Below are 10,874 nucleotides of genomic sequence, written 5' to 3' on the forward strand. Positions count from 1 at the left end.
CTCGCCATGACCGAGCAGCCGGACAGCGGCGTCGAGCTCGGTCTGACCGGGCGGCCGCCGCGGGCGATCCCGGAACCGCAGCCGCGCACCTCGCACGGCCCGGCGAAGGTCGTCGCGATGTGCAACCAGAAGGGCGGCGTCGGGAAGACCACATCGACCATCAACCTGGGCGCCGCGCTCGCCGAATACGGCCGTCGGGTGCTGCTGGTGGACATGGACCCGCAGGGGGCGCTGTCCGCGGGCCTCGGCGTCCCGCACTACGAGCTGGAGAAGACCATCCACAACGTGCTGGTCGAGCCGAGGGTCTCGATCGACGACGTGCTGCTGCAGACCCGCGTCAAGCACATGGACCTGGTGCCCAGCAACATCGACCTGTCCGCCGCCGAGATCCAGCTCGTCAACGAGGTGGGCCGCGAGCAGACGCTGGGCCGGGCCCTGCACCCGGTGCTGGACCGCTACGACTATGTCCTGATCGACTGCCAGCCGTCACTGGGCCTGCTCACCGTCAACGGGCTGGCCTGCGCCGACGGTGTGGTGATCCCCACCGAATGCGAGTTCTTCTCGCTGCGCGGGCTGGCGCTGCTGACCGACACCGTCGACAAGGTGCGCGACCGGCTCAACCCGAAGCTGGAGATCAGCGGCATTCTGCTCACCCGGTACGACCCGCGCACGGTCAACTCCCGCGAGGTGATGGCCCGCGTCGTGGAGCGGTTCGGCGACCTGGTGTTCGACACCGTCATCACCCGCACCGTCCGCTTCCCGGAGACCAGCGTGGCCGGCGAGCCCATCACCACCTGGGCCCCGCGCTCGACGGGCGCCGTCGCGTACCGCGCGCTGGCCCGCGAGTTCATCGACCGATTCGGCGCGTGACGGCCAGCGCGAACGGTGAGGCGCCACCCAAGAACGGCTTTCAAGTCCGCCTGACCAACTTCGAGGGGCCGTTCGATCTGCTGCTCCAGCTGATCTTCGCCCACCGCCTGGACGTCACCGAGGTGGCGCTGCACCAGGTCACCGACGACTTCATCGCCTACACCCGCGAGATCGGCTCGCAGCTGGACCTGGAGGAGACCACCGCGTTCCTGGTGGTCGCCGCGACGCTCCTCGACCTCAAGGCCGCGCGGCTGCTGCCGGCCGGGCAGGTCGACGACGACGAGGACCTCGCGCTGCTCGAAGTGCGCGACCTGCTGTTCGCCCGGCTGCTGCAGTACCGCGCCTTCAAGCACGTCGCCGAGATGTTCGCCGAGCTGGAGGCGACCGCGCTGCGCAGCTACCCGCGCGCGGTGTCGCTGGAGGAGCGGTTCACCGAGCTGCTGCCCGAGGTGATGCTGGGCGTCGACGCCGAGCGGTTCGCCCAGATCGCCGCGATCGCGTTCAGCCCGCGTCCGGTGCCGACGGTGGCGATCGGCCACCTGCACGAGGTTGCGGTCTCGGTGCCCGAGCAGGCCAAGAAGCTGCTGGCGATCCTGGAATCGCGCGGCAGCGGCCAGTGGGCCACGTTCTCCGAGCTGGTCGCGGACTGCGAGGCGCCGATGGAGGTGGTCGGGCGCTTCCTGGCGCTGCTCGAGCTGTATCGCAGCCGGGCGGTAGCATTCGACCAGTCGGAGCCGCTCGGCGTGCTCCAGATTTCCTGGACCGGGGAACGTCCGGTCAACGAAGCCTTGGTAGAAGTGCGGGACGAATGATGAGCGAATCTGAGCCCGACGTCGACTTGGACGTCGGTATCCCGGACATCGCCGAGGCCGCGCCGATGGAGCCCGAGGAGCTCGGCTCCGTGCTGGAGGCGCTGATGCTGGTGGTCGACACCCCAGTCACCGCCGAGGCGCTGGCCGCGGCCACCGAGCAACCCGTCTACCGGGTCGCCGCGCGGCTGCAGCAGATGGCCGAGGAACTCACCGAGCGCGACAGCGGCATCGACCTGCGCCAGAACAGCGAGGGCTGGCGGATGTACACCCGCGCCCGGTTCGCGCCGTACGTCGAGAAGCTGTTGCTGGACGGCGCGCGGTCCAAGCTGACCAGGGCCGCCCTGGAAACCCTTGCCGTGGTGGCCTACCGCCAGCCGGTGACCCGCGCGCGGGTCAGCGCGGTCCGCGGCGTCAACGTGGACGCCGTCATGCGCACGCTGTTGGCGCGTGGCCTGATCACCGAGGCCGGGGTCGACGATGACACCGGCGCCACGACGTTCGCCACCACCGACCTGTTCCTGGAGCGGTTGGGGCTGACGTCGCTGGCCGACCTGCCCGACATCGCCCCGCTGCTGCCCGACGTCGACACGATCGAGGACCTGAGCGAATCCCTGGACAGCGAGCCGCGTTTCATCAAGCTCGCGGGCGGCCAGGCGCCCGATCAGGCGCTGACGTTCGACGTGGACCAGGATTGATGGTCGAGACCGAAGGGATCCGCCTGCAGAAGGTGTTGTCCCAGGCCGGAATTGCGTCGCGGCGCGCCGCCGAGAAGTTGATCATCGACGGCCGCGTCGAGGTCGACGGTCAGGTGGTGACCGAGCTCGGAACCCGGGTGGATCCCGACGCCTCGGTGATCCGCGTCGACGGTGCCCGCGTCGTGCTCGACGAGTCGATGGTGTACCTGGCGCTCAACAAGCCGCGGGGCATGCACTCGACCATGTCGGACGACCGCGGCCGACCGTGCATCGGCGATCTGGTGGAACGCCGGGTTCGCGGCAACAAGAACCTCTTTCACGTCGGGCGGTTGGACGCCGACACCGAGGGACTGATCCTGCTGACCAACGACGGCGAGCTGGCGCACCGGTTGATGCACCCCTCCCACGAGGTGCCCAAGACCTACCTGGCGACGGTGACGGGGTCGGTGCCGCGCGGGCTGGGCAAGCGGCTCAAGGCGGGCATCGACCTGGACGACGGCCCGGCGCGGGTCGACGATTTCGCGGTGGTGGACGCCATTCCGGGCAAGACGCTGGTGCGGGTGGTGCTGCACGAGGGCCGCAACCGGATCGTGCGGCGGCTGTTGGGCGCCGCCGGCTTCCCGGTGGAGGCGCTGGTGCGCACCGACATCGGGCCCGTGTCGCTGGGCAAGCAACGGCCCGGCAGCATCCGGGCCCTGGGGCATCACGAGGTCGGGCAGTTGTATCAGGCGGTGGGCCTGTGACCTCCGACGTGGTGGTGGCCATCGACGGGCCCGCCGGGACCGGGAAGTCCTCGGTGTCAAGGGGATTGGCGCGCGCCCTGGGTGCCCGTTACCTGGACACCGGGGCGATGTACCGGATGGTGACGCTGGCCGTGCTGCGCGCGGGCGTCGATCCCGCGGACGCCGAGGCCGTCGGTCGGATCGGGTCGACCGCCCGGCTTTCGGTGGACGGCGACCGGTATTTCCTTGCCGGAGAGGATGTTTCGATAGAGATCCGCGGCGACGAGGTGACCCGCGCCGTCTCGGCGGTGTCGTCGGTGCCCGCCGTACGCGCCCGCCTGGTCGGCCTGCAGCGCGAGATGGCCGAGGGGCCCGGCAGCGTCGTCGTGGAGGGCCGCGACATCGGCACCGTCGTCCTGCCGGACGCGCCGGTGAAGATCTTCCTGACGGCGTCGGCCGAGACCCGCGCTCGGCGCCGCAACGATCAGAACGTCGCGGGCGGTCTGGCCGACGACTACGACGCCGTGCTGGCCGACGTCCGGCGGCGCGACCATCTGGATTCCACCCGGGCGGTGTCGCCGCTGCGCGCCGCGGCGGACGCGGTGGTCGTCGACACCAGCGAGATGACCGAGCCGCAGGTGATCGACCACCTGCTCGAGCTGGTCCAGCAGCGAAACGGGGCGGTGCGGTGACGTCCGACGGCACGTGGTCCGACGAAAGCGATTGGGATTCGGTCGGTTTCGACGTTGATGAGGCGGCGGAGCCCGGCCCCGCTCCCGTCGTCGCAGTGGTCGGTCGGCCCAACGTCGGCAAGTCGACGTTGGTGAACCGCATCCTCGGCCGGCGCGAGGCGGTGGTGCAGGACGTTCCCGGCGTGACCCGCGACCGGGTGTCCTACGACGCGCTGTGGACGGGCCGCCGGTTCGTGGTGCAGGACACCGGGGGATGGGAGCCCGACGCGAAGGGCCTGCAGCAGCTGGTGGCCGAACAGGCGTCGGTGGCCATGCGCACCGCCGACGCGGTGATCCTGGTGGTCGACGCGACTGTCGGCGCCACCGCGGCCGACGAGGCGGCCGCGCGGATCCTGTTGCGCTCGGGCAAGCCGGTTTTCCTGGCCGCCAACAAGGTTGACAGCGAGAAGGGCGAGGCGGACGCGGCGGCGTTGTGGTCGCTGGGCCTCGGTGAGCCGCACGCGGTCAGCGCGATCCACGGTCGCGGCGTCGCCGACCTGCTCGACGAGGTGCTGGCCGCGCTGCCCGAGGTGTCCGAGGCGGCGCCCGCGCCGGGCGGCCCGCGACGCGTGGCGCTGGTGGGCAAGCCCAACGTGGGCAAGAGCTCGCTGCTGAACAAGCTTGCGGGAGACGAACGTTCGGTGGTGCACGACGTCGCTGGGACCACCGTCGACCCAGTGGACTCGCTGATCGAGTTGGGCGGCAAGGTGTGGCGCTTCGTCGACACCGCGGGCCTGCGGCGCAAGGTCGGCCAGGCCAGCGGGCATGAGTTCTACGCCTCGGTGCGCACCCACTCGGCGATCGACGCGGCCGAGGTGGTGGTCGTGCTGATCGACGCCTCGGAGCCGCTGACCGAACAGGACCAGCGGGTGCTGTCGATGGTGATCGAGGCCGGCCGGGCGCTGGTGCTGGCCTTCAACAAGTGGGACCTGGTGGACGAGGACCGGCGCGAGCTGCTGGAGCGCGAGATCGACCGCGAGCTGGTGCAGCTGCGATGGGCGCAGCGGGTCAACATCTCCGCGCGGACGGGCCGCGCCGTGCAGAAGCTGGTGCCCGCAATGGAGACGGCCTTGGCGTCGTGGGACACGCGCATCCCGACGGGGCCGCTGAACGCCTGGCTCAAGGAGGTGGTGGCCGCGACGCCGCCGCCAGTGCGCGGGGGCAAGCAGCCGCGGATTCTGTTCGCCACCCAGGCGACCGCGCGCCCGCCGACGTTCGTGCTCTTCACGACCGGATTCTTTGAGGCGGGCTACCGGCGTTTCCTGGAGCGGCGGCTGCGGGAGGCCTTCGGCTTCGAGGGTTCGCCGATCCGGATCAACGTGCGGGTGCGCGAGAAGCGGGGAGCCAAGCGGCGCTGAGCTTTCGGGCTCTTGGCCCTGAGTGTGCGCCCAGGGCTTTGCGTGTGCACCCACGGCGGCAATCTGGCGTTTTTCCCGCCCTGAGCGCACACTCAACGCCCAGGATTCACACTGATCCCGCGAAGCGGGCGGCGCCACGGGCCGGCTACGAGCTCCGGGCGTCGATTTTCTTGTCGACGGCGTTCACGAATTGTGGCACCGCCGATCCCGACACGTTTCGTCCGCAGAGATCAAGGTCGATGACGACGTTGTTCCGGGCGCTGAGGGCGCGCTGGCAGTTCCAGCCCTGAGCCTCTTGAACCATGTCCATCGCGAGGATGCCCCCGGCCCGCGACACCGATCCCGTCTTCCAAAACACGTTGCGGGGATCATCGTTGTTGACGTTTCGGGTGTTGAGCTCGCGACTGGCGCACCTCTGCCAGTCCGTTGCGGCATTGCCGACGAAGTTGCTCGCGGATTGCGCGTCCGGAAAGGACACGACGGCTTGAATCAATCGCCATCCCTTGGCATCACCATCGCCGAGCTCCTGGGTCCGAACCGCAGTCGAACCGGTCGTCCCGTACGCCTTCTGCTCGGCGGCTTTCAACACACCGACGCAGTCCTCGTCGACGATGGGGGTGTCGGCCAGCTTGTCTTGGACCGGTTCGCCGGACAATCTTTCGGCGCCCACGGCGTGGGCGGCTTCGTCCGCACTCAACAGGACGTCCGGGAGTGCGGAGGCGGCCACGATGCCGCCCGAGTGGGCCGGCTGATACACGATGACCGCGATCAATAGCCCGATCGTCAGCGCCGCGGCGGCGCCCGTCAGCCACCACCACCGCGCGAGCGACTCACCGGAGCGGCCAGGGGCCGGCGCCGGGTTCGGCCAGAACGGCGGGTGTCCGGGGGGATTCTGGTAACCGAACGGTGGCGCATATGGGCCCGTCGGTGGCCTGCCTCCCGGGCCGGTGCCCCAGTCGCCTGGAGCGCTCATGGCTTACCTCCAGGGCTGTTCACGAGGTGGGGATCCGGGAGGCGACTTTGTTGACGAGTTCGGGGGCTTGAGTGCTGCCGCCGAAATCGCACACCCTCATGTCGATCACGACGTTGCTGCGCGGCATCAACGCGCGCTGGCAGCCCCACCCGGTCCCGCCGGTCTTGTCCCAGGAGACGAGCAGCGTGTTGTCGACGACCCGAGGGTCGCCGACGGCGATCGTGCCGCCCTCGTGGCGGTTCACCAAAACGTCGGTTCGAGCGCAGTGATCCCACTTCTTCGTGAGGTCCTCGAAGACGGCGCCGGCGTCTTTCGCGGTCGGGAAGGCCACCAGCGACTGCAGGGTCAACTTCACGTACACGTCACCCGGCCCGTGCAGTTCGGCCGACTGCGCGTCGATAAAGCGGGTGTCGCGATAGACCTGCGCCATGCCCGGGGCCCAGATGCCGGCGCAGTCGGGCGGGTCGGCGGTATCCATGAACAGGCCGTTGTTGCTCTGGTAGAGCGCCATTCCCTGGATGTGCAGGATGTCGCCGGCCTCGGCGGGACTCAACAGCAGATTCTTCAGGTCTTCCGGGTGGACCAACCCCGGTGTCGTCGGCACCGACAGCCCGGGCGGCTCGCGGTGTGACGACGCCGATGCACCCGAGGTCATCACCCGGCTGATGAGGATGACGCCCAACACGGTCGAGGCGACCGCGAGAATGGCCGTCGTGACCATCAGCCATCGTTTGGCGCCGGAGCGTGGAGCCGGCCGCGGGCTTGGTGGCCACGGAGGCGGCGCGCCGGCCGCGCCCGGCTGGTAGCCGCTCCAGGGAGGTTGTCCGGGCGCATAGGGAGCGCCGGGCGGGCCGAAGTGGTAGCCGCCAGGGGGCGGCGCATTGCCCGGATTCGGCGGCGGTTCGCTACCTGCCACGCGCCGCACCGTTCGCCATCATTGCGGTCGTCCCCCCGAGTTGGTCAGCGAGCACAGCGACCCGCCTGCGTTCGTGAACAGGAGTCTAGATCGCGACGGGGATTGGGGTTTACGGTTTCTCGGCCCGCCCGATCGCCGGGTCGGGCGGAGGCCGCTTCGCCGAGTTGCGGGCTGTCTGCGGTAGGCTTTCGACCTGCTGCCGCCGATTCGGGCGGCATCCGGGCTGTGGCGCAGTTTGGTAGCGCACTTGACTGGGGGTCAAGTGGTCGCAGGTTCAAATCCTGTCAGCCCGACGCAGTTCAGAGGCCATTTTGGTCGATGACAGAACTCTCGAAAATGGCCGTTGACCCCAATCCTTACCCCAATTGGTCGGTAAGATTAGCCCATGGCAAAGCGGGCAGCAAATGGTCGCGGAGCAGTTCGGCACCGTTCAGACGGACGGTGGGAAGCACGGCTGAGTTACATCGATTCCGCTACCGGCCAACGCAAGCGCATCAGCGTCTACGCATCGACCCAGAAGCTGGCGCTGGCTGAACTGGATAAGGTGCAGGATCGCCTCGAAGAAGGAAAGCCACCCAAGGACGCCACCGCGACTGTGGGTGCATGGCTGGTGCATTGGCGAGCGACCACGCTGGCTGCCAGTGACCGCAAGGCGGCAACCAAGGAGTTGTACGCCAACCTCTCGCGCAAGCACTTGGAGCCTGCGCCCTTTGGTGCGCTTCGGCTGGATCGGCTCAAGCCCTCCGACATCGAGGGGCTGGTGTTGTCGATGAGATCCCAGACCAAACCCGGCAAGCCGACCCATGACAATCCCAACCCCGAGCCAGTGCGTGCATTGTCTGACTCCACCATTCGCCAGACGTTCACGATCTTGCGCCAAGCCCTCGACGGTGCTGTCCGCGATGACTTACTGGCCCGAAACCCATGCCACCTAATGAAGCGCCCTGGCGTTCGGCCAACAGAGGCCAGGCACTTGGACACCAGCGCGGTCTCCGCCCTCATGGTGGCCGCCGGGGGCCTGCGCTACGCACCCGTCCTCAAGCTCATCGCATCAACTGGACTCCGGCGGGGAGAGGCCTTGGCACTACGGTGGTCCGATGTGGACCTCGACACCGGGCTCCTGGTGGTGCGAGGCACCCTGGCCCGAGTCAATGGCGCACTCGTGATCACCCAGCCTAAAACCGAGCGCTCGCGTCGGGAGATTCCGCTGACGCCGCCTGTCGTCGCCATGCTCAAAGGCCACCGAAAGGCACAACTTGAGGAGCGCCTGCGGGCGGCGGACCAATGGACCGACACCGGCCTGGTGTTCGTCACCGAGATGGGTAGGCCGGTAGAGCCGTCGAGCATTTTGCGTGAGGTCCGCATCGCCTCGGCCAAAGCCGGTCTGGATAATGTCGGCGTACATACGTTGCGCCATTCAGCCGCAGTGGCATGGCTTGAGGCTGGTGTTCATATCCGCCAAGTGGCCGACCTCCTGGGTCACAGCTCGATCGGCGTCACCGGCGATACCTATGGCCATGGCAGCCAGGACGGTGCCAAGGCTGCCGTATTGGCTTTGGGTGCTCAGCTGAACCTCTGACCAGCGGATTGCATATTTGCTATAGGTCTAGCTGACGACGAATAAGACCTGCTATCAACTCATTTGGAAAAACCTTTAGGTTGCTAGCAGCTTCTCCGCAGGCGTAGCGTACTGGATCATGCACGACGACGCACACAGAGGCGCGCTGACGCCTGCGGAAGCACTGATCCCCATCGGAAGAGTGAATCAGCCTGAGATAGGCGGGATTTCACGCCGTCAGGTCTACAAGCTGATTGATGCCGGGGAAGTGCAGCGCGTGAAGATCGGTGCCAGGGCGTTTCTCGTTCGCGAAAGTATCGACGCCTACATTGCCCGGCTCGTTGAGGCGAAGTGATGGCGGAGGTGGCTTGCGACGCAAAGGGTGTCCGGTTATGCCCGGTGGTGGAGTCACCGACGACCTCCTTGACCGCCGTCTCGCCTTTGGCTGCTCCTTCGCTTCGGCTACGACGATGCCAACGAGGTATGGCGTACGCATGAGCGATAACTCGGGCAGTGCCATGACCAAGGCCGAGCGCGACCAGCTCGTCAAGGTGGCGCGGCTGCGGGCCAAGCAGGCAGAGCGAGAAGCCGAAGCACGGCAGGCGACCCTGCTCGCCGAGGTGCAGGACCAGTTGACCGCCGAGTTCGATGCCCACGACAAGCTGTGGTCCGACGCCGTTACGGTCGCTGAAGAGGCCTTGGACAAGACCAATGCCCAGATCCGTCTTCAGTGCGCCGAGCTGGGCATCCCTGCTGTGGAGGCACCGCAACTCGTGATGGGGTGGCGGTCCCGCGGTCCTTCCTACTCAAACCGTAACCGCCGGGCGGAGCTGCGCAAGCTCGCCGAGACCCGGCTGGCCGCGCTGACCAAAACAGCAAAGGTGGCGATCCGCGACAATCTGCTCGACGTGGAAACCGAACTCATCGCCGGTGACCTGCAGTCTGCGGACGCCCGCAAGTTTCTCGCCTCGTTGCCGACTGCGGAGGAACTGATGCCCGCGCTGCGCATCGAGGACCTTGGTGTGGTGCGCTGGCAGCCACCCGAGGATGCGGCCACCCAGCTGACCACGCCGCTGACCCCGGCCGATCGTCGGCGACGGCGGATCTTACGGGCGATTGAAGCGAATCCAACAGCGTCCGACCGCAAGGTCGCCGAGATCGCCGGAGTCGATCACAAGACCGTGGCCGCCCATCGTCGCGGCCGTGGGGAATCCCCGGCGACCGGTGGGGAACTCCCCACCGCGGAAGCCGACTGACGGCCGATGACGGGCCCGCCGTGTGCCTGGCCCCGCCATTCGGACGCGGGTGGCGGGTCTGTGATGGCCGGTGTCGAGACCGGCGGGTTTCTTCGGCTATTGACGGTTCTCCCGTGCACGGCCATGTGTTTTGGGCTCTAAGCGCCCAGAAAAGGTGAACGGAGAAAATCTCCGATGGGCAACGGTCGCCGTAGACCGGTGAGAGGACCAAGGGTGTCCGAGACAGCTCTGGACGTACTCACGCCGCTCGATGTGGAAGTTGAGTTCCGCATTCCACGCGCCAGCCAAAAGAAGGGCAGGGCCACAGGTTCGTTTGCCCCGTTCTTCAGGGTTGGTCGCCGGGTGTATTACCGCAGGTCTGTGCTGCTGGCGTGGATCGCCGACCAGGAGCGAAAACCGGCTGAATGTCTGGGGCCGAACAGCGCGACTGACAAAGCCACTGATGAGCTGGCCGATGAGGATGCGATCCGTTCCGGCACTCGCGGTGACTCCGAAAACGCCGTAAGAGGCGCGGGAGGTGGCTGGGGATGACGGAAAGGGCGACCCCCAGTCGGGATCAGCCAGCCGGGGGCGACTCACAGAGCGCGAGCACCCCCAGGTTAGGTCCTGGTGTGACCGCTCGCTGCCAGGAGCGGATCGCCCTCGACGAGGTGCTGGAGTCCCTTTGCTGGCAAGACGGGGAGTTCACCGCCATCTGCCACCGGCCGGTAGGCGAGGTATTCGCCTCGGCGGTGGTCAAGTCTGTTGACGCGAGCGCCATGGTGAAGTCGTTGCCGGACAGGGGATGCGTCTGGTTTTCCGTGAATCCGACAAGTGGTCCGGAACGGCAAAACAACGGTCGGGGCGGAGAGCGGGGGGTGACGCGGTGGGCTGGCCTATACCTCGACTTGGACGTCAAGGAAGGGTCGTTCCCGGACCTGGACAAGGCCATCGAGTTTGTCAGCGTCTTCTCAGGCTTTCTCGGCAGCTTTCCGTCCGTCGAG

General features: G+C 67.6%; 13 protein-coding genes and 1 tRNA gene. 12 read left to right on the top strand and 2 right to left on the bottom strand.

Annotated elements, in window-relative coordinates:
* The first annotated feature begins 6 nt into the window (after nucleotides 1–6).
* Genes A5702_RS01955 through der form a run of 6 tightly spaced genes read left to right on the top strand, consistent with a single transcriptional unit; the run spans nucleotide 7 to nucleotide 5,188 of the window.
* A complete protein-coding gene (locus A5702_RS01955; protein ID WP_055404433.1) occupies nucleotides 7–870 on the top strand; it encodes a ParA family protein in 864 nt (287 codons plus the stop codon).
* Nucleotides 867–1,682 (top strand): segregation/condensation protein A, encoded by an 816-nt coding sequence (locus A5702_RS01960; RefSeq protein WP_068217792.1) that lies wholly within the window; start codon nucleotides 867–869, stop codon nucleotides 1,680–1,682. Before A5702_RS01955 ends, A5702_RS01960 begins: the two co-directional genes overlap by 4 nt.
* Nucleotides 1,682–2,377, top strand: coding sequence for an SMC-Scp complex subunit ScpB (scpB, locus tag A5702_RS01965; protein WP_055404437.1), 696 nt, complete (start codon nucleotides 1,682–1,684; stop codon nucleotides 2,375–2,377). Before A5702_RS01960 ends, scpB begins: the two co-directional genes overlap by 1 nt.
* Nucleotides 2,377–3,120 (top strand): pseudouridine synthase, encoded by a 744-nt coding sequence (locus tag A5702_RS01970; RefSeq protein WP_067823192.1) that lies wholly within the window; start codon nucleotides 2,377–2,379, stop codon nucleotides 3,118–3,120. Before scpB ends, A5702_RS01970 begins: the two co-directional genes overlap by 1 nt.
* Nucleotides 3,117–3,791: a (d)CMP kinase gene (gene cmk, locus A5702_RS01975; protein ID WP_067823189.1), complete on the top strand. Its 675-nt coding sequence runs from the start codon at nucleotides 3,117–3,119 to the stop codon at nucleotides 3,789–3,791. Before A5702_RS01970 ends, cmk begins: the two co-directional genes overlap by 4 nt.
* Complete coding sequence (gene der, locus A5702_RS01980) at nucleotides 3,788–5,188, top strand: ribosome biogenesis GTPase Der (protein WP_068217795.1); 1,401 nt, start codon at nucleotides 3,788–3,790, stop codon at nucleotides 5,186–5,188. Before cmk ends, der begins: the two co-directional genes overlap by 4 nt.
* A gap of 145 nt (nucleotides 5,189–5,333) precedes the next feature.
* Here der and A5702_RS01985 read toward each other — a convergent pair whose 3' ends face one another.
* Nucleotides 5,334–6,161, bottom strand: a complete 828-nt coding sequence (locus A5702_RS01985) for a sensor domain-containing protein (protein ID WP_082955913.1) — start codon at nucleotides 6,159–6,161, stop codon at nucleotides 5,334–5,336.
* Nucleotides 6,162–6,180: 19 nt separating this feature from the next.
* Complete coding sequence (locus tag A5702_RS01990; protein ID WP_068217801.1) at nucleotides 6,181–6,882, bottom strand: sensor domain-containing protein; 702 nt, start codon at nucleotides 6,880–6,882, stop codon at nucleotides 6,181–6,183.
* Nucleotides 6,883–7,296: 414 nt separating this feature from the next.
* On the opposite strand from A5702_RS01990, the gene A5702_RS01995 reads away from it, so the two are divergent.
* The 6 genes from A5702_RS01995 to A5702_RS02015 form a co-directional block, all read left to right on the top strand.
* A tRNA-Pro gene (locus A5702_RS01995) sits at nucleotides 7,297–7,370 on the top strand.
* A gap of 92 nt (nucleotides 7,371–7,462) precedes the next feature.
* The gene (locus A5702_RS02000) at nucleotides 7,463–8,656 is read left to right on the top strand and encodes a site-specific integrase (RefSeq protein ID WP_068217805.1); all 1,194 of its coding nucleotides are present in this window, start codon (nucleotides 7,463–7,465) and stop codon (nucleotides 8,654–8,656) included.
* 118 nt (nucleotides 8,657–8,774) lie between these two features.
* Nucleotides 8,775–8,990: an AlpA family transcriptional regulator gene (locus tag A5702_RS02005; protein WP_068217808.1), complete on the top strand. Its 216-nt coding sequence runs from the start codon at nucleotides 8,775–8,777 to the stop codon at nucleotides 8,988–8,990.
* A 139-nt stretch (nucleotides 8,991–9,129) separates the two neighbouring features.
* Nucleotides 9,130–9,891, top strand: a complete 762-nt coding sequence (locus A5702_RS02010) for a hypothetical protein (protein ID WP_068217810.1) — start codon at nucleotides 9,130–9,132, stop codon at nucleotides 9,889–9,891.
* A gap of 213 nt (nucleotides 9,892–10,104) precedes the next feature.
* Nucleotides 10,105–10,422, top strand: coding sequence for a hypothetical protein (locus A5702_RS26105; protein ID WP_156669451.1), 318 nt, complete (start codon nucleotides 10,105–10,107; stop codon nucleotides 10,420–10,422).
* A gap of 80 nt (nucleotides 10,423–10,502) precedes the next feature.
* Nucleotides 10,503–10,874 (top strand): hypothetical protein (locus tag A5702_RS02015; protein ID WP_197506478.1); only part of this gene is annotated, 372 nt, incomplete at its 3' end.

The sequence above is a fragment of the Mycobacterium sp. E3339 genome (genome assembly GCF_001666915.1).
In the GTDB taxonomy this organism is placed as follows: domain Bacteria; phylum Actinomycetota; class Actinomycetes; order Mycobacteriales; family Mycobacteriaceae; genus Mycobacterium.

What these genes read in the sequence shown, in the direction of transcription:
- A5702_RS02010 (WP_068217810.1), top strand. Translation starts at nt 9,130, where the DNA reads ATGAGCGATAACTCGGGCAGTGCCATGACCAAGGCCGAGCGCGACCAG.
- scpB (WP_055404437.1), top strand. Translation starts at nt 1,682, where the DNA reads ATGAGCGAATCTGAGCCCGACGTCGACTTGGACGTCGGTATCCCGGAC.
- A5702_RS01990 (WP_068217801.1), bottom strand. Translation starts at nt 6,882, where the DNA reads ATGGTCACGACGGCCATTCTCGCGGTCGCCTCGACCGTGTTGGGCGTC.
- A5702_RS02000 (WP_068217805.1), top strand. Translation starts at nt 7,463, where the DNA reads ATGGCAAAGCGGGCAGCAAATGGTCGCGGAGCAGTTCGGCACCGTTCA.
- A5702_RS02005 (WP_068217808.1), top strand. Translation starts at nt 8,775, where the DNA reads ATGCACGACGACGCACACAGAGGCGCGCTGACGCCTGCGGAAGCACTG.
- A5702_RS01970 (WP_067823192.1), top strand. Translation starts at nt 2,377, where the DNA reads ATGGTCGAGACCGAAGGGATCCGCCTGCAGAAGGTGTTGTCCCAGGCC.
- A5702_RS01955 (WP_055404433.1), top strand. Translation starts at nt 7, where the DNA reads ATGACCGAGCAGCCGGACAGCGGCGTCGAGCTCGGTCTGACCGGGCGG.
- A5702_RS01985 (WP_082955913.1), bottom strand. Translation starts at nt 6,161, where the DNA reads ATGAGCGCTCCAGGCGACTGGGGCACCGGCCCGGGAGGCAGGCCACCG.